At 64.7% G+C, this 17,248-nt stretch carries 13 protein-coding genes; 8 read left to right on the top strand and 5 right to left on the bottom strand.

Annotation, left to right across the window (positions count from 1 at the left end):
* Positions 1 to 2: 2 nt before the first annotated feature.
* From JOE27_RS24190 to JOE27_RS24170, 5 genes are read left to right on the top strand one after another with little or no spacing between them, the layout of a single operon-like run.
* A complete protein-coding gene (locus tag JOE27_RS24190) occupies positions 3 to 947 on the top strand; it encodes a DUF58 domain-containing protein (RefSeq protein WP_046786502.1) in 945 nt (314 codons plus the stop codon).
* Positions 944 to 1,438, top strand: coding sequence for a DUF4381 domain-containing protein (locus tag JOE27_RS24185; protein WP_115275434.1), 495 nt, complete (start codon positions 944 to 946; stop codon positions 1,436 to 1,438). The genes JOE27_RS24190 and JOE27_RS24185 overlap by 4 nt, the downstream gene beginning before the upstream one ends.
* The gene (locus JOE27_RS24180) at positions 1,431 to 2,507 is read left to right on the top strand and encodes a VWA domain-containing protein (protein WP_115275435.1); all 1,077 of its coding nucleotides are present in this window, start codon (positions 1,431 to 1,433) and stop codon (positions 2,505 to 2,507) included. The genes JOE27_RS24185 and JOE27_RS24180 overlap by 8 nt, the downstream gene beginning before the upstream one ends.
* Positions 2,504 to 4,222, top strand: a complete 1,719-nt coding sequence (locus tag JOE27_RS24175; protein WP_119688550.1) for a tetratricopeptide repeat protein — start codon at positions 2,504 to 2,506, stop codon at positions 4,220 to 4,222. Before JOE27_RS24180 ends, JOE27_RS24175 begins: the two co-directional genes overlap by 4 nt.
* The gene (locus tag JOE27_RS24170; protein ID WP_119688549.1) at positions 4,219 to 5,844 is read left to right on the top strand and encodes a BatD family protein; all 1,626 of its coding nucleotides are present in this window, start codon (positions 4,219 to 4,221) and stop codon (positions 5,842 to 5,844) included. Before JOE27_RS24175 ends, JOE27_RS24170 begins: the two co-directional genes overlap by 4 nt.
* An 85-nt stretch (positions 5,845 to 5,929) precedes the next feature.
* Here JOE27_RS24170 and JOE27_RS24165 read toward each other — a convergent pair whose 3' ends face one another.
* Complete coding sequence (locus JOE27_RS24165; protein WP_046786507.1) at positions 5,930 to 6,361, bottom strand: DUF2628 domain-containing protein; 432 nt, start codon at positions 6,359 to 6,361, stop codon at positions 5,930 to 5,932.
* A gap of 307 nt (positions 6,362 to 6,668) precedes the next feature.
* Here JOE27_RS24165 and JOE27_RS24160 point away from each other — a divergent pair, with 307 nt between their 5' ends.
* From JOE27_RS24160 to JOE27_RS24150, 3 genes are read left to right on the top strand one after another with little or no spacing between them, the layout of a single operon-like run.
* Positions 6,669 to 7,907: an exonuclease SbcCD subunit D C-terminal domain-containing protein gene (locus tag JOE27_RS24160; RefSeq protein WP_115275439.1), complete on the top strand. Its 1,239-nt coding sequence runs from the start codon at positions 6,669 to 6,671 to the stop codon at positions 7,905 to 7,907.
* The gene (locus tag JOE27_RS24155; RefSeq protein ID WP_204920528.1) at positions 7,904 to 11,548 is read left to right on the top strand and encodes an AAA family ATPase; all 3,645 of its coding nucleotides are present in this window, start codon (positions 7,904 to 7,906) and stop codon (positions 11,546 to 11,548) included. Before JOE27_RS24160 ends, JOE27_RS24155 begins: the two co-directional genes overlap by 4 nt.
* The gene (locus JOE27_RS24150; protein ID WP_204920658.1) at positions 11,545 to 12,141 is read left to right on the top strand and encodes a glutathione S-transferase; all 597 of its coding nucleotides are present in this window, start codon (positions 11,545 to 11,547) and stop codon (positions 12,139 to 12,141) included. The genes JOE27_RS24155 and JOE27_RS24150 overlap by 4 nt, the downstream gene beginning before the upstream one ends.
* A 7-nt stretch (positions 12,142 to 12,148) precedes the next feature.
* Here JOE27_RS24150 and JOE27_RS24145 read toward each other — a convergent pair whose 3' ends face one another.
* From JOE27_RS24145 to JOE27_RS24130, 4 genes are all read right to left on the bottom strand, one after another.
* Positions 12,149 to 13,279, bottom strand: a complete 1,131-nt coding sequence (locus tag JOE27_RS24145; protein ID WP_204920526.1) for a lactonase family protein — start codon at positions 13,277 to 13,279, stop codon at positions 12,149 to 12,151.
* The gene (locus JOE27_RS24140) at positions 13,245 to 13,535 is read right to left on the bottom strand and encodes a DUF5629 family protein (RefSeq protein WP_115275578.1); all 291 of its coding nucleotides are present in this window, start codon (positions 13,533 to 13,535) and stop codon (positions 13,245 to 13,247) included. The genes JOE27_RS24145 and JOE27_RS24140 overlap by 35 nt, the downstream gene beginning before the upstream one ends.
* 118 nt (positions 13,536 to 13,653) lie before the next feature.
* Complete coding sequence (locus tag JOE27_RS24135; RefSeq protein WP_119689133.1) at positions 13,654 to 16,029, bottom strand: RND family transporter; 2,376 nt, start codon at positions 16,027 to 16,029, stop codon at positions 13,654 to 13,656.
* A gap of 17 nt (positions 16,030 to 16,046) precedes the next feature.
* Positions 16,047 to 17,087 (bottom strand): YCF48-related protein, encoded by a 1,041-nt coding sequence (locus JOE27_RS24130; protein WP_204920524.1) that lies wholly within the window; start codon positions 17,085 to 17,087, stop codon positions 16,047 to 16,049.
* Positions 17,088 to 17,248: the final 161 nt, after the last annotated feature.

Here is a 17,248-nt window from a genome sequence, read left to right as displayed (position 1 = left end):
CGATGCCCACCGCTCAGCAGGCCGAACCCGGCATCCGCATCGGCCTCGCCGAGCTGATCGACATGCGCCACCGGGTGCGCGAGATCCAGTTGTTCTCCCGGCCTGGCCAGCGCAGCCCGCTGGTCGGTCTGCACCACTCAAAGCTGCGCGGGCGCGGCGTGGACTTCGACCAAGTGCGCGTCTACCAGGCCGGTGACGACGTACGCAACATCGACTGGCGGGTCACCGCACGCACCCAAGAGCCGCATACCAAGCTGTTCCATGAAGAACGCGAGCGGCCGATCTTCATCCTCGTCGAGCAAAGCCAGCGACTGTTCTTCGGCTCGGGGCTGATGTTCAAGTCAGTGCTCGCGGCCCAGGCTGCGGCGCTGTTCGGTTGGGCTGCGCTGGGCCACAACGACCGTATCGGCGGGTTGGTGTTCGGCGATGATGAGCACCACGAAATCAAGCCGCGGCGCAGCAAGCAAAGCCTGCTGCAGTTGCTCAACCGTATGGCGAAGGTCAACCAGGCGCTGCACACCGAAGCCGCGCCCCACGCTGACAGCCTGGGCCTGGCTTTGCGCCGCGCCCGTGAAGTACTGCGCCCAGGCAGCCTGGCCATCGTCATTTGCGACGAGCGCTCGCTCAGCGCCCAGGCTGAACAGCACCTGGCGATGCTCTCGCGCCATTGCGACCTGCTGCTGATGCCGGTCTCCGACCCGCTCGACCATGCCTTGCCTGCTGCTGGCCTGCTGCGTTTTTCCCAGCGCGGTGCGCAGCTGGAGCTAGACACGCTGGACACCAACCTGCGCCAGGCCTACCGTCAGCAGGCCGAAGCGCGTATCGAACGCTGGGACTTGATGGCGCAAAAGCTGCGCGTGGTGCTGATGCCACTGAGCACCCAAAGCGAAATGATCGAACAGTTGCGCGAATACCTCAATGCCCAGCGCCCAGGGAGCAGTAAATGAATCCGCTGGATCAGCTGCAGCCGCTGATCGCACCCTCGGCGATTGGCCTGTGGCCACCGGCACCAGGCTGGTGGCTGCTGCTCGCCTTGCTGCCACTGCTGGCCTGGGGCCTTTGGCGGCTGCGGCGCTGGCGCCCGGGCAAGCGCCGGGTGGTGCGTGCCGAACAGCCGCTCGACCCGGTGCGCCTAGAGGCGCTGGCCGAACTTGCCCGCCTACCCCGCCCCTACGACGGCGCGCCGGCCGGGGCCTGGTTGCAGCAGATCAACGCCTTGCTCAAACGCCTGTGCCGCAACCATTACCCCGGGGCCAACAGCCATACGCTCAACGGCCGCCAGTGGCTGGCGTTCCTCGACAACCGCTGCCCGGCCGCCGGCTTGACCCGCTGGATGGTATTGGTCGAGGGCGCGTACAAGCCCGAGTGCAAGCTCGACGACAAGGCCATCGTCGGGCTCAGCCAGGCCGTCGAAACCTGGATTCGCAAATATGTTTGAACTGGCCTGGCCGTGGATCTTCGTGCTGTTGCCGCTGCCGTGGCTGGCGCGCCTGGTGCTGCCCGCCGCTGACAGCGGCGAACCGGTGCTCAAGGTGGGCTTTCTCCACGAGCTGGAAGGCCTGGCCGGCCGGCGTGCGCGCCTGAACCTGCCAACCTGGCGCCAGCAGGCGCCGTTCGTGGTGATCTGGCTGCTGCTGTTGCTCGCCGCTGCCCGCCCGCAATGGCTGGGCGACCCGTTACCGGTGGCCGCCAGTGGCCGTGACCTGATGGTTGCAGTGGATGTGTCCGGCTCCATGGACTTCCCCGACATGCAGTGGAAGGACGACGAAGTCAGCCGCCTCGACCTGGTCAAGGCATTGATGGGCGACTTCCTGCAGGACCGCGAAGGCGACCGCGTCGGCCTGATTCTGTTTGGCAGCCAGGCCTACCTGCAGGCACCGCTGACCTTTGACCGGCGCACTGTGCGTACCTTCCTCGACGAAGCGCAAATCGGCATAGCTGGCAAAAACACCGCCATCGGTGACGCCATTGGCCTTGCGGTCAAACGCCTGCGCCAGCGCCCTGCGCAAAGCCGCGTGCTGGTGCTGATTACCGACGGCGCCAACAATGGCGGGCAGATCCACCCATTGACCGCCGCCCGCCTGGCCGCCCAGGAAGGCGTGCGCATCTACACCATCGGCATCGGCGCCAACCCCGAGGCCAGCGGTACACCTGGCCTGCTCGGGCTCAACCCAAGCCTGGACCTGGACGAAGCCTCGCTCAAGGAAATCGCCGAGCTGACCCGCGGCGCGTACTTCCGCGCCCACGACGGTGCCGAACTGGACGCCATCGGCGATACCCTGGATCAGCTAGAACCCGTCGCCCAGCAGCCGACCCAGGCGCGCACGGCCAAGGCCCTGTATGCCTGGCCATTGGCCCTGGCCTTACTGCTCAGCGTGCTGCTGGTGGTGGCGGTGCAATGGCCAAACAACCTGCTGCAACGGGGCCTGCGCAAACCGCGCTTCCTGCAGCCCCACCCGCAATGGCGTGAGCGCCTTAAACGGCTGCGCTTGAGGAAGCGGCGATGATCGATCTGTGGCCGCAATGGTTGCGCCCCCTGTGGCTGCTGGTAGTGCCGCTGCTCGCCTGGCTGCTGTTCAAGCTGTGGCACCGGCGCAAGCGCGCCGGGCGCTGGCAGATGATCCTGCCCAAGGCATTCCACCCGGTGCTGCTCGGTGGCGGCAGTGGCAGCAACAGCAAACTGCCCTGGGTGGCCCTCGGCCTTGCCTGGTTGCTGGTCGTTCTGGCGCTGCTCGGGCCGAGCTGGCAGCGCGTGGAGGAATCCCGCCAACGCCCGGCCGACCCGCTAGTGATCCTGCTCGAACTGACGCCGCAGATGCTTGCCGAGGACACCCCGCCCAACCGGCTGCAGCAGGCTCGGCGCAAGGTCCTGGACCTGCTCGAACACCGCCGCGACAGCCAGACCGCCCTGATCGTCTACGCAGGCAGCGCACACACCTTGGTGCCGCTGTCCGACGACCTGAGCACCACGCGCAACCTGCTCGAGGCCATCGACCCTTCGATCATGCCGCAGCCCGGCCAACGCGCCGACCTGGCCGTGCAAAAAGGCCTGGCCCTGCTGGCGCAGAGCGGCCTGGGCCAAGGCCGCCTGTTGCTGATCGGTTCGGCATTGAGCGGCCCGGAACGCCAAGGCATCGTCCAGGCCCTGGGCCGCCAGGGCCCGAGCCTGTTGATGCTCGGAGTCGGCACCAGCGACGGGGCTCCGGTGCGCCAGGCCAACGGCGAGTTCCTCAAGGACGAGCAAGGTGCCATTCTGGTACCGCGCCTGGACAGCGGCGGCCTCAGGGCGTTTATCAACAGCACCGGCGGACGCTACCGTCATGCCCGCATCGACGACCTCGACCTGCGTGGCCTGGGCCTGTACGACAACCCGCGCATCCTGCGCAATGACGGCCAGAACGTGCAACTCGACAGCTGGGCCGACCAAGGCTACTGGCTGTTGATCCCCCTGTTACTGCTGGCCGCCTGCGCGGGTCGGCGCGGCTGGCTGTTCTGCCTGCCGCTGCTGCTGGCCCTGCCGCAGCCAAGCCAGGCCTTGGAGTTCAATGACCTGTGGTTGCGCCCCGACCAGCAGGGCCAGCGCCTGCTTGAACAGAACCGCCCGGCGGACGCCGCCCGGCACTTCCAGGACCCGCAATGGCGCGGCATGGCGCTGTACCAGGCCGGCGACTACGCCGCGGCCGCCAAGGCCTTTGCCCAAGGCAATACGACAGCGGCCCACTACAATCGAGGCAATGCCCTGGCCCGCAGCGGCGAGTTGGAAGCCGCCCTGGATGCCTATGAGCAAGCCCTCGAACGCCAGCCCGATTTCAAGCCGGCGCTGGATAACCAGGCACTGATCCAGCAGCTGTTGCAGCAACGCGAAGCACAGGCCGAGGAACAACCGGCCAAAGACGATGCCCAAGGCACGCCCGGCAGCGAGACCGAGGGCAACAGCAGCTCGGCCAGCAGCCCGGCGCAGGGCACGCCCGGCAACAATGAACCGGCCAACGCCGAACAGCCCGGCCAAGACAGCAACAACAGCCAGGCCACTCCCGGAAACCAGGGTGGCGACGATGACAGCATCACCCAGCCGCCCAAGCGGCCGGTTTCCACCAGCCTGGACGCCGAGCAACGCCAGGCCCTGGAACAATGGCTGCGGGAAATCCCCGACAACCCGGCGCAGCTGCTACGCCGCAAATTCTGGTATGAACAGCAATTGCATCAGGAAACCCCACGATGAGTCGCCTCGGCGTCTTTCTCTTCAGCCTCTTCTGGGCCCTTCTGGCCCAGGCCGAGCCGACCCTGCAGGCCAGCGTCGATCGCACTCGCCTGGGCGCCGGCGAAACTTTGGAACTGACCCTCGAAAGCCAGGATGTGACCCAGTTCGGCAAGCCCGACCTGCGCGCCCTGGACGGCGACTTCGAAGTGCGCGGCACGCGCCAGTTGAACAGCCTGCATACCCTCGACGGCGAGACCCGCGCCAGCACCCGCTGGATCATTACCCTGCTGCCAAGGCGTAGCGGCAGCCTGCGTATTCCTGAGCTGCAACTGGGCCAGTCACACAGCCAGGCCATCGATCTGCAGGTGCTGCAGGCCGACGCCAGCCGCCCGGATACTGCGTCCCAGATATTCGTCGAAGCCACGCTGGACAGCAACGAGGTCTATGTCCAGGCCCAGGCCGTGCTGACCCTGCGCATCTACCATTCGGTGTCGCTGTACGATGACAGCAGCCTGAGCCCGCTGCAGCTGGAAAACGCCAAGGTCGAGCCGCTGGGTGACTCACGCACCTATGAGAAGGACATCAACGGCGTACGCCACGGGGTGATCGAGACACGCTACGCACTCTATCCGCAGCACAGCGGCACCCTGGAAATCGCGCCGCTCACGTTCACCGCCACCGCCGCCGATAACGCTCAGCAGCCTGAGGGCACTGCACGCACCGCTCGCCAGGTACAGGTCAGGTCGCTGCCGCTGCGCCTGACCGTACGCCCGATCCCCGCCGCCTGGCCCGCGGCCGAACCGTGGTTGCCAGCCCGCAGCCTGACCCTGGAGGAGCACTGGAACCCCGACCCAGGCAGGCAGCAAACCCAGATAGGCGATTCGCTGACCCGCAGCATCACGCTGCGCGCCGAAGGGCTGTCCAGCACCCAGTTGCCGCAATTGCCCGCCACGGAAATCGCCGGGCTGCGCCGCTACCCGGACCAACCGCTGCTGCGCAACGAAATCAGCGAGCGCGGCATGACCGCCAACCGCGAGGAGCGCGAGGCACTGGTGCCCACCCACAGCGGCGAACTTGCCCTGCCGGCGCTGGAAGTCACCTGGTGGAATACCCGCGAGGACCATCTGGAGCACAGCAGCCTGCCGGCGCGTAACCTGAACGTGCAGGACAACCCTGCCCTGAGCGCCGACACCCCGGTAGGCGATGCCGGCAGCGCCAGCCATCTGCTCTGGCCTTGGCAACTCTGCACCGTGATTTTCGCCCTCACCACGGCGCTCGGTTTTACCCTGTGGTGGCGCGCCCGCTCGCAACCAGCGGTACTGCGCGCCGCGCAGACCGGCCCAAGCCCACGCACCCTGCTGGACGACCTCAAGCGCGCCTGCCAGGCCAACGACCCACAGGCCACCCGCCAGGCACTCGACGCCTGGGCGCGGCAGCAGCCGGAGACCTTGGCGGAGATGGCGGCGCGGTTCGTGCCGCTGTCGGATGCGCTGGATGGGTTGAACGGGGCGCTTTACAGCGAGAGTGGGCAGTATTGGCAGGGGGAGGATTTGTGGCGGGCGATTGGCACGATTCCACCGGCGGAACAGGTGTTGTTGCCTTCGGGTGAGCCGGGGAGCTTGCCGCCGCTTTATCCGAAGTGATTGGTAGAGGGGCGCAGCACTAAAGACAGGCCCCTCTCAGCCCGGATGCAATCCTGACCCTTCCCCCGCTGATCACCGGCAGCGATCAGATGAACCGATGCCCCTGAAACGGGTTCCAGCCCTGCTCCCCTTTGGTCTGTTTCAGGTAATAGGCATAATTGGTCAACATGCCATACAGCACGGCAAAGGCCACACTGATGCCCTGGTCCAGCGCCCGAGGCACCGCATTACCCGTGGCAGCCTCGTAAACGCCTTCAAGCAGCCCGATGCCCATAATGATGGCCAGCATGACCAGGTTCTTCTTCCACATGCCCAGGACGAACCAGTAGATCGGGCCAAAGAAGAATCCGAGGAAATTGTTGTTGATCAACAGTTTCTTGCGAAACGGCAAGGCGCGAAAAGCAGCTTTGTAACTCGTTTCACGTGGCCCTCCATGCTGATCGAAGAAAGCGAAACGCTCCTGCCATTTAGGCTTGAGGTTGGCGTAATCGGCCTGGATTTGTGGCGTGCTTTGCATAAAAATTCCTTTTCAAATTGGTTCCGGTAGCCCACACCAGCAGCATCGCAAGCGCCGCGGCCGGGGCGAAGATTAGATCATCGGCGATGGCCGGCAACAAGCGAGCAAATGGCCACTATGTCGACCCGTTCGCATAATGGAATGTCCCTGTAGCGCACTGCCCTCCCTTTCAACGCATCGAACACTGCCAGGCTCAGACAATCGCCAAGCCACTTGAGTTACCATACCGCCCTCCTTCGAGGGCTACCTTGGCGCTGTCATGACGCCAGATGCCGAAGCCTTCATGTCCCAATCCAACAGGTCATCCATGCGTCTGTTTCACACCTCCGACTGGCACCTGGGCCAAAGCCTGCACGGCCAGGAACGCGACTTCGAACACGCCTGCTTCCTCGACTGGCTACTCGGCCAGCTGCGCTTGCGCCAGCCCGACGCGCTGCTGATCGCCGGTGATATCTTCGACACGGTCAACCCACCGGTCAAAGCCCAGGAGCGGCTTTACGACTTCATCGTCCAGGCCCACGAGCAACAGCCGAAGCTGGATATCGTGATGATCGCCGGCAACCATGACTCCGGCTCGCGCATCGAGCTGCCCGCCGCGCTCATGCGCCGCCTGCGCACCCACGCGCTGGGCCGTGTGCACTGGCTCGACGAAGGCCAGCTGGATGCCGAACGCCTGCTGATCCCACTGACCAACGGCCGCGGCAAGGTGGCCGCCTGGTGCCTGGCCCTGCCCTTCCTGCGCCCGGCCGAGGTCACCGGCCCGCAGTTGGGCGACGACTACCTGCAGGGCATCAACCAGGTGCACCAGCAACTGATCGCGGCCGCGCAGAAAAAACGCAAGAAGGACCAGGCGCTGGTCGCCATCAGCCACGCGCACATGGCCGGCGGTGCTGTGTCCGAAGACTCCGAGCGCAGCCTGATCATCGGTAACGCCGAGGCCCTTCCGGCCAAACTGTTCGACAAGGCCATCAGCTACGTTGCCCTGGGCCACCTGCACAAGCCGCAGAAGGTCAACCGCGAAACCCGCATCCGCTACAGCGGCTCGCCGATCCCATTGTCGTTCGCTGAAATCAATTACCCGCACCAGGTGCTGGAAGTCGAGCTCGAGGGCACTGAACTGGTCAGCGTCGAAGCGCGCCCGGTGCCGCGCGCCGTGGCCCTGCAGCGCATCGGCCCTGCGCCGTTGGGCGAACTGCTGGAGCAACTTGCCGAGCTGCCGGTGATCGACCTGCTCGAAGACCCCAACCGCCAGCCCTGGCTCGAAGTGCGTGTGCTCTTGGACGAGCCGCAGCCCGACCTGCGCCAGCAAATCGAAAGCGCATTGGAAGGCAAAGCGGTGCGACTGATCCGCATCGGCGCCGAATATGCTGGCCGTGGTAACGACGAAGAAAGCGATCTTGAGTTCGTCGAACTGTCGCAGATGACCCCGCAGGACCTGTTCAGCCGCGCCTGGGAACAGGCCTACGGCAACCCCGTCGACGAGCAGGCCCTGGCCGACTTCGCCCTGTTGCTGCAGGACGTTCAGCTGGAAGAGGAACAGCCATGAAGATTCTCGCCATCCGCCTGAAGAACCTGGCATCCCTGGCCGGCCCGGTCGACATCGACTTCACCGCCGAACCCCTGGCCAGTGCCGGGCTGTTCGCCATCACCGGGCCGACCGGTGCCGGCAAGAGCACCCTGCTCGACGCCCTGTGCCTGGCCCTGTTCGGCACCGTGCCGCGGCTCAACGCCATCGGCCGCGAAGCCAAGGTGCCGGACGCCGATGGCGACATCCCCACATCCGACCCGCGCAACCTGCTGCGCCGCGGTACCGGCAGCGGCTTTGCCGAGGTCGATTTCATCGGCATCGACGGCCACCGCTACCGCGCACGCTGGGAGGCCAACCGCGCCCGCGACAAAGCCAACGGCAAGCTGCAGCTCAGCCGCCAGAGCCTCTACGACCTTGACAGCGAGCAGGTGCTGGGCAGCGGCAAGAACGAATACAAGCAGCTGATCGAAGCCCGCCTGGGCCTGAACTTCGAGCAGTTCACCCGCGCGGTGATGCTGGCCCAAAGCGAGTTCAGTGCCTTCCTCAAGGCCGACGACAGAGAACGCAGCGAGCTGCTGGAAAAGCTTACCAACACCGCCATCTACACCCGCCTCGGCCAGCGCGCCTTCACCAAGGCGCGGGAAACCGGCGAAGCGCACAACGCACTGAAAGACCGTGCCAGCCACCTGCTACCGATGGTCGCAGAGGCCCGCGCCGAACTCGACGAGCGCCTGGAGCAGGCGCAGCAACAATTCAAGAACCACCAGGCGCGGCAGCGCCAATTGGAGCAACAGCGCAACTGGCTCAACGAACAGCGCCAACTGCAAGCCCAGCACAGCGAAGCCAGCGCGGCCTTGCAGGCTGCCGAGCAAGGCTGGCAAGCCCTGGCCGAGCAACGCCTCGACCTGCAACGCCTGGAGCGCCTGGCACCGCAGCGCCACCAGTTCCACCGCCAGCAAGTACTGACCGCGCAACTGGCGCCCTTGGCTGCGCAGATCGCAGCGCAACACCAGCAGCAAGGCGAGCTGCAGACACGCACCGGCGAACTGCAACAGGCGCTGCTGGCGGCCCGCCAGGCACTCGCCGACAGCCAGGCCCAGCACAGCGAAAACACCCCGCGCCTGCGCCAGGCGTTCGCCGGCCAGGACAGCCTGGCACGGCTGGACAATGAGCTGACAACGCAACGCACGGCCAGCCAGCAGGCCGACCAGCACGTCGCCGAAGGGCAGCAGCAACTGCAGCAGCTGGAAGAAAACCAGCAGCGCAGCCTGCGACAACTGGCACAGATCGATGAGGCACTGGCCGGTAGCCAACACCTCGCCGGGTTGGCAAACGCCTGGCAGGCCTACCTGCCCCAACTCAAGCAAGTGATGCTGATCGGCGGGCGACTGAGCAAGGGCCGCGAAGAGCTGCCGGGCCTGCAGGCTCAGGCCAGCCAGGCCAACGTGCAGTTGCAGGCGCAGCGCGACCATTACGAACTGCTGTTCCGCGAAGCCAAGGCCGAACCACAGGCGCTGGCCGAGCAGATCGACCTGCTCGGCGGCATGCTCCAGGACAATCGCAAACAGCAGCGTGCCGTCGAAACACTGTCGCGCCTGCATGGCCGCGAGCTGGAGTTGCGCCAGCAACTTGAGGCCATACGTGAGCGCCAGCAGCAGGCCATGCAACAACGCCAGCAACTGATCGGCGAAGGGACTGCAGCCAAGGCCGAGCTTGAGGCCGCCGAGCAGGCGCTCACCCTCACCCGCCAACTGCTGGAGCGCCAGCGCCTGGCGCGTAACACCAGCGTCGAAGAGCTGCGTGGCCAGTTGCGCGACGGCGAGCCCTGCCCGGTGTGTGGCAGCGCCGAACACCCATTCCACCAGCCTGAAGCGCTGCTGCAAAGCCTGGGCCGGCATGACCAGGCCGAAGAGGACGCGGCGCAGAAGCAGGTCGAATCCCTCAATGGCAAGCTGGTGGAACTGCGCACCCAGCTTGGCGTGGTCAACGCCCAGCTCAAGGACTACCAGCAGCAACAGGTACAACTGAGCGAGCAATTGCAGCCATTGGTTGCGCAGGTGCAGGCTCACAGCCTGTGGCCCGCCCTCGCCCCCCAGGACGACAAAGCCCGCACGGCCTGGCTGGCCAACCAGCTGCAGCGCCTGGACGATGAAATTGCCAAGGACGAGAAACGCCAGAGCGCCCTGCTCGCCTTGCAAAAAGAGGCTGCCCGCCTCAACCAGCAATTGCAGGCGGCGCATGAAGCGCAACAGCAGGCCCAGCGCCACCTGGACCACCAACACCAGGCTCTGGCCAGCGACGAACAGCAGTTGCAGCAAGGCCTGGATGACCTGGCCAGTGTGCTGCCGGATGATGTCCTGAAGGCCCTAAGCGACGACCCAGCCAATGCCTTCCTCGGCCTCGATCAGCAGATCGCCCAGCGTTTGCAACAGCTGGAGCAGCGCAAAGACGAGCAGGAAGAACAGCAAGCTCGCCAGGTACAGCTGGACAAGCTACGCGACCAGCAGCAGACACGCCTGCAGGCGCAGCAGCAGTTGCAGCAGACACTGGCCAGCCTTGTCGAGCAGCGCCAGCAGGCGCAGGCCAACCTCGCCGAACTGCTAGGCCAACATGCCAGTGCAGAAGCCTGGCAACAGCACCTGGAGGCACAACTGGAGCAGGCCCGTGCGGCCGATGCCGACACCGCGCAGCGCCTGCAGGACCTGCGGACCCAGGGCGTGAAACTGGCTGCCGAGCTTGATGCCAACGCCCAGCGGCAGCAGGCACTGGAGCAGGAGTGTCAGCAGTTGCAGGGCGCGATCGCCCAGTGGCGCAGCGAGCACCCCGAGCTGGATGACAGTGGCCTCGATCGCCTGCTGGCCATCGACGATGCGCAACTTGGGGCCCTGCGCCAGCAGCTGCAGCACGCAGAGAAAGCCATCGAACAAGCTCGCGTGCTGCTGCAGGAGCGTGAGCAGCGGCTTGAGCAGCATAACGCCCAGACACAGGGCGAGCTGCCCGCTGACGACCTGGAGCAGACCCTGGCCGAGCTCCAGCAGCACCTCAACGTTCAGGAACAACAGTGCGCCGAACTGCGCGCGCAACAGGCCGATGACCAACGCCGCCAGCAGGCGCACCAGGCCCTGGCCGCCGAAATCGAACAGGCCCGCGAGCAGTGGCAGCGCTGGGCACGCCTGAACGCGCTGATCGGCTCGGCCTCCGGCGATGTGTTCCGCAAGATCGCCCAGGGCTACAACCTTGACCTGCTGCTGCACCATGCCAACGCCCAATTGCGCCAACTGGCGCGGCGCTATCGCCTCAAACGTGGCGGCAGCGCCCTGGGGCTGCTGGTGCTGGACACCGAGATGGGCGACGAACTGCGCTCGGTGCACTCCTTGTCTGGCGGTGAAACCTTCCTGGTCTCGCTGGCCCTGGCCCTGGGCCTGGCGTCAATGGCGTCGAGCACCCTGCGTATCGAGTCGCTGTTCATCGACGAGGGGTTCGGCAGCCTCGACCCCGAGTCGCTGCAATTGGCCATGGACGCCCTCGACGGCCTTCAGGCACAGGGCCGCAAGGTGGCGGTGATCTCCCATGTGCAAGAGATGCACGAACGCATTCCGGTGCAGATCCAGGTGCGGCGCCAGGGTAACGGCCTGAGTGATGTCGAGGTATGCGGGTGATCCTTTACTCGTTTCGCCGTTGCCCATGGGCCATGCGTGCGCGCCTGGCACTGCGCTATGCCGGGTGCGAGGTACACATCCGCGAAGTGGCAATGAAGAACAAGCCGGCCGAGTTGCTGGCTTTGTCACCCAAGGGGACGGTGCCGGTGCTCGACACCGGCGAATGCCTGCTAGAGGAAAGCCTGGACATCATGCGCTGGGCGCTCGAGCGCAATGACCCGCAGGACTGGCGGCTGCAGGCTGACCCTGCAGCCGCACAACAGGCTGACCGACTTATTGCCCGCAACGACAGCGAATTCAAGGCGCAGGTCAACCTGTACAAATATGCCGAGCGATACCCCGAGCACACACGCGAACATTACCGTCAGCAGGCCGAGGCCTGGCTGGCGGCGCTTGAACACCTGCTAGAGGGCCGGCCCTACCTGCTGGCCCACCATCCAAGCCTGGTCGACGCCGCACTGCTGCCCCTGATGCGCCAGTTTGCCGGGGTCGAACCGCAGTGGTTCGCCGAGGCGGACTATCCGCGTGTGCGCAGCTGGCTGGAGGGATGGTTGGCGTCTGACCTGTTCAACGCAGTGATGGCGCGCCCCTGATCGATAGTCACTCGATGAACTTCAAATCCGAAGGTGCGTCCTGCGCCAGGGTCTGCACAGTCTCACCCAGCTTGCCCGTACGCGGATCGCGGCGCATGACCACGATCTGGTTGCTCTTCTGGTTGGCCACCAACAGGAAGTTGTCACTCGGGTCCAGGGCAAACTCCCGCGGGTGGTCGCCTTGCACCGATCGACGCTGCAGGAAGGCCAGCTGCCCATCATCCTCGCCCACACTGAATGCAACGATCTCATTGGCCGTGCCGCGGTTGCTCACATACAGAAAGCGCCCGTCCGCCGAGAGGTGCAGGCCGCCTGCCGCCTTGGCCGCCGCGTCCTGCTGCTCGGTCAGCGGCAGGCGCTGGCGTTCGCGCAGGGCAGCATCCTCGACATCGAACATGACCACTTCGGCGCTCATTTCCAGCGTCAGATAGGCATGCCGCCCCTTGGCATCGAACAACAGGTGACGCGGGCCACTGCCAGCTGGCAGTTCGACCGATGCGGGGATGGCCGGGCTTAGCGGGCGGTCGGTGCTGGCGCCGTCGTAGCGGTAGATGAATACCCTGTCGGCCCCCAGGTCACTGGCATACAGGTGACTACCGTCCGGCGACAGCACCACTGAATGCACATGGGCACCGGCCTGGCGCTCGGGGTTCACCCCACTGGGCTCGTGTCCGGCCTGCTGCACCACATCCTTGAGTTTGCCGTCTTTGGCCACCGGTATCACCACCAGGCTGCCGCCCGGGTCTGGAGCAACGGCGTAGTTGGCAACGAACAGGTAACGCTGGTCGCGGCTGAGGCTGGCATGCGTAGGTTCATTGCCGCGGGTGGCAACCTGGTTCAGCGGCTTGATCTCACCCTTGCTACTCACGCTGAAACTGCTGGCGTGTCCCTTTGGCGCCTCATTAACCGCGAACAGTTGCCGCTGATCCGCCGAAAGCACCAGCCAGGAAGGGCTGACGCTCTTGACCACCTGCTGCGGCGTAGGGCCGATGAGGCCAGTCTTGCTGTCGAACTGGTAACGGTAGATACCTTGGCTCGCACCATCGGTATAACTGCCCACCAGCAGCGTGACGGCCTGGGCATTCAAAGTCAGGCTCATGAGGCTAGCGGCCAGCAGGCTCGTCCAGGTCGGGTTCATCGTCGTCTTCATCCGGGGCGCGAAAGGCACTCATACAGACTAGACGATGCTCGCCCTGGGCATCGTGCAGTTGCCACTCGTCACCGGCGCCGATGGCAGCGGCGACCTGTTCGGCAGTGAAGGCCCAACGTCGGTGTTGGCGGCCGTCCATGCATTCGACCGTCAGGCCTGTTTCATCGAGGTTGAAGTCGAAGGCGTGCAGGCCATCGATCAGTAGCATGTCGCAGGATGCGAGGGCGGTGGCGAGGGGAGACATGAAGGTACCAGCTGAAAAAGAGGCGACAGTATAGCCTTCGCGACGCTTTGCAGCCCAGTCGCCGCAGTTCGTCGCCACGACAAACCGGCGATTGGGCCGCAAAGCGGCCCTCCACCATTCAATGGGCGAAGATCGAACCGCCCTGCTTGCCTGCCATCTTCTCGGGCTTGATCAGGAACCGCGCCAGTGCCGGCAGCAGCCACAGCGCACCGAACATGTTCCACAGCAGCATGAAGGTCAGCATCAGGCCCATGTCGGCCTGGAACTTGATGGCCGAGAAGATCCAGGTGCACACGCCGATGGCCAGGCACAGGCCGGTGAACAGTACCGCCTTGCCGGTCGAACGCAGGGTCTGGTAATAGGCTTCCTGCAGCGGTAGGCCGGCACGCAGGAAGCTTTCCAGGCGGCTGTAGATGTAGATGCCATAATCGACACCGATACCCACGCCCAACGCCACCACCGGCAAGGTGGCGACCTTCACCCCGATCCCCATGAAGGCCATCAGCGCATTGCCCAGTACCGAGGTCAGCACCAGCGGCAGCACGATGCACAGGGTGGCAGCAAAGGAGCGGAAGGTGATCAGGCACATCACCGCCACGCAGATGTACACCAGGATCAGGATGGTCAGCTCGGCCGACTTGATCACCTCGTTGGTCGCAGCCTCGATCCCGGCGTTGCCCGCCGCCAGCAGGAACTGCAAGCCGTCCTTGTCATGGCTTTCGGCAAACGCCTTGGCAGCGCTGGTGACACGTTCCAGGGTTTCGGCCTTGTGGTCGTTGAGGAACACCAGCACCGGTGCCAGCGAGCAGTCGGCGTTGTACAGGCCGTCGGCGCGGGCGATGGAGTTGTTGAGGATGTCCGGGTTGCGCGACAGGGTTTCCCATTTCAGGCTGCCCTCGTTCATGCCCTTGATCACCTGCTTGGATACCGTCACCAGGGAGATCGCCGACTGCACGCCGGGGGTGTTCTCCATGGTCCACATCAGCTCGTCGATCGGTGCCATGGTCGAGTGGATCGAGCAGCTCTCCGCCGGCGTCTTGACCATCACCACCAGCACATCGGAGCTGGTCGAGTAGTTGCTGATGATGAAGTTGTTGTCCTGGTTGTAGCGCGAGTCCGGGCGCAGCTCCGGCGCGCCCTGGTCGAGGTCGCCGATTTTCAGGTTCTGGCTGTACCACAGGCCACCAGCGAAGGCGACCAGGGCCAGTGCAATGGACACCGGCGCCACCTTGGCGCTGGCGAAATTCGACAGCAGGCGCCAGAACGGATGCTCCCGGGTGGCGTCCTTCTTGCTGCGCTCGATGGCCTTTTTGCTGATGCCGATGTAGGAGATGGCTACCGGCAGCAGGATCAGGTTGGTGAAGACGATCACCGCCACGCCGATCGACGCACCGATGGCCAGCTCGCGGATCACGCCGATGTCGATGATCAGCAGGGTAATGAAGCCCACCGCATCGGCGAGAATCGCGATCATCCCCGGCAGGAACAGCTGACGGAAGGTGCGCCGGGCAGCGGTCAGGGCATTCTCGGCATCACTGGACTGCAGGGCGATGCCGTTGATCTTCTGCACCCCATGGGAAATGCCGATGGCAAAGATCAGGAACGGCACCAGCATCGAGTAAGGGTCCAGGCCAAAGCCCACCACATGCATCAGGCCCAATTGCCAGACCACTGCCACCAGGGTGGTGATCAGCACGGCGATGGTGCTGCGGATGCACCAGGTGAACCAGTAGAGCAGGACCCAGGTGATGACCAGCGCCACCCCAAAGAACATCGCTACCATCACCAGGCCGTCGATCAGATCACCGACCTTTTTGGCGAAGCCGACGATGTGCACCTTCACATTGGGGTTCTGCGCCTGGAACTTGTCGCGAATTTTCTCCTCGAGCAGGTGCGAGAACTGCTGGTAGTCCAGCTTGACCTGCTTCCCGGGGTCCTGCGGATCGGGGTAGCTTTCCAGCAAGGGTACATCGACGATGCTGGACTTGAAGTTGTTGCCCACCAGGCGCCCGACCTGGCCGGACTTGAGCACGTTGTCGCGCAGTGAGTCGAGGCTGTCTTGCGAACCGTTGTAGGTATTGGGGATTACCTCGCCGCCGGAGAACCCCTCCTCGGTGACTTCACTCCAGCGCACGCTGGGGCTCCACAACGACTTGAGGCCCGCGCGGTCGACGCCGGGGATGTAGAACACCTCATCATGGATCTGGCGCAGGGTCTCCATGTAATTCTTGTCGAAAATGTCGCCGTTGACCGCCTCGACCGAAATGCGCACGGTGTTGCCGAGGTTGGCCAGGTCGTTGCGGTGCTCCATCATCTGCTCGATGAACGGATGCTCGAGCGGAATCATCTTCTCGAAACTGGTCGAGGGGCGAATCTGCGCGGCCTGCCAGAACAGGAAGATGCTCACCAGCACGCACAGGGCGATGACCACCGGGCGGTTGTTGAAGATCAGCCGTTCCAGCAGCGTGGGTTTGTCTTGGTGGTGGGGCTGCATGATGCTCTCTCGGCTGGTCATGGGCGAGGCTCCTCGGCTGCCTGGTCGGCACCTTCGCCGGTGGCCAGATGTAAACCGCCCTGCCCTACCAGCAGCAAGCCGCCATTGGCCAGGCCACTGACACCGGCCAGGGCAATGCGGTCGGCGCGGTTGTAGACAGTGAAGCTCTGCCCGTCATCAATGCTGCGCAGCACGCTGCCGCCATTGCCGACCAGTATCAGACTGCCATCATCCAGAAGCGTAGCGCTTGCCAGGCCGAATTCGAGGTTGCCGCGCGCGGCCTTGAGTTCGATCGGCTGCCAGCTATCACCAAAGTCCGTAGAGCGGAACAGGTTGCCGCGCAGGCCGTAGGCCAGCAGTGTCTGCGGCTGGGCGGTGCCGATCACGCCGAACAGCGAGCCCTCGTAGGGGCCATCGACCTTGCTCCAGCTCTGGCCGCTGTCGCTGGAGCGAAACATGCTGCCCTGCTCGCCGACGATGAACAGGCCGGCATCCCTGATCTGGGCAATACCGTTGAGGTGCATCTGGTCGGGGTTGTCCAGGCGCTCGGCGACTTCCTGCCAGTGCTGGCCGCCGTCGCGGGTTTCCAGCAGTGCGCCGTAAGCGCCCACGGCAAAACCGTGCTGGGCATCGAGGAAAGTGACATCGAGCAACGGGGCTTCACGGGCAAGGTCTTCGAACTGCTTGCTCCAGGTTGCACCGCCATCGTTGCTGGCGAGGATCTGCGCATCGTGCCCGACTGCCCAGCCACGCTTGTCGTCGACGAAGAACACTGCGGTGAGCAATTGCCGGGTAGGCACCCGGGCCTGGGTCCAGGTCTTGCCCTGGTCATCGGAGAACAGAATGTGGCCGCGATCGCCCACTACCACCAGGCGCTTGCCAGCATGAGCGGCATCGATCAGCAGGCTCTGGCTGGCCTTTGCCGATTCGGTGGAATACTCCTGGGCAGCGGCGGCTTGCGTGCTGCCCGCCCACATCCCCAGTGCCAGCGCCAGCATTGCGCCGGCCGCCAACGGCCAGGCACCGCGCCTGGCCTGCGTCATTACCCGCTCCCTCATGACCGTCCCCTGTTTGTTGTTCTTGGTGGGTCTGTGCCTTGCAGGTACTGCGAAAACCTTGTGGTAGAGGCCTGCAATAGCTTCGGGCCATCGTAGCGGGGATGTTTGCGGGAATACAACGAGCGGGACGTTATGTTTTGTTAACCAGAAACGAGGGGCTG

The organism is Pseudomonas sp. M5, assembly GCF_016907075.1.
Lineage (GTDB): Bacteria > Pseudomonadota > Gammaproteobacteria > Pseudomonadales > Pseudomonadaceae > Aquipseudomonas > Aquipseudomonas putida_E.
This window is presented reverse-complemented; position numbering and strand designations above follow the sequence as displayed.

Coding starts and splice junctions, on each gene's coding strand:
- JOE27_RS24190 (WP_046786502.1), top strand. CDS start 3: ATGCCCACCGCTCAGCAGGCCGAACCCGGCATCCGCATCGGCCTCGCC.
- JOE27_RS24185 (WP_115275434.1), top strand. CDS start 944: ATGAATCCGCTGGATCAGCTGCAGCCGCTGATCGCACCCTCGGCGATT.
- JOE27_RS24180 (WP_115275435.1), top strand. CDS start 1,431: ATGTTTGAACTGGCCTGGCCGTGGATCTTCGTGCTGTTGCCGCTGCCG.
- JOE27_RS24175 (WP_119688550.1), top strand. CDS start 2,504: ATGATCGATCTGTGGCCGCAATGGTTGCGCCCCCTGTGGCTGCTGGTA.
- JOE27_RS24170 (WP_119688549.1), top strand. CDS start 4,219: ATGAGTCGCCTCGGCGTCTTTCTCTTCAGCCTCTTCTGGGCCCTTCTG.
- JOE27_RS24165 (WP_046786507.1), bottom strand. CDS start 6,361: ATGCAAAGCACGCCACAAATCCAGGCCGATTACGCCAACCTCAAGCCT.
- JOE27_RS24160 (WP_115275439.1), top strand. CDS start 6,669: ATGCGTCTGTTTCACACCTCCGACTGGCACCTGGGCCAAAGCCTGCAC.
- JOE27_RS24155 (WP_204920528.1), top strand. CDS start 7,904: ATGAAGATTCTCGCCATCCGCCTGAAGAACCTGGCATCCCTGGCCGGC.
- JOE27_RS24145 (WP_204920526.1), bottom strand. CDS start 13,279: ATGAACCCGACCTGGACGAGCCTGCTGGCCGCTAGCCTCATGAGCCTG.
- JOE27_RS24140 (WP_115275578.1), bottom strand. CDS start 13,535: ATGTCTCCCCTCGCCACCGCCCTCGCATCCTGCGACATGCTACTGATC.
- JOE27_RS24135 (WP_119689133.1), bottom strand. CDS start 16,029: ATGCAGCCCCACCACCAAGACAAACCCACGCTGCTGGAACGGCTGATC.
- JOE27_RS24130 (WP_204920524.1), bottom strand. CDS start 17,087: ATGAGGGAGCGGGTAATGACGCAGGCCAGGCGCGGTGCCTGGCCGTTG.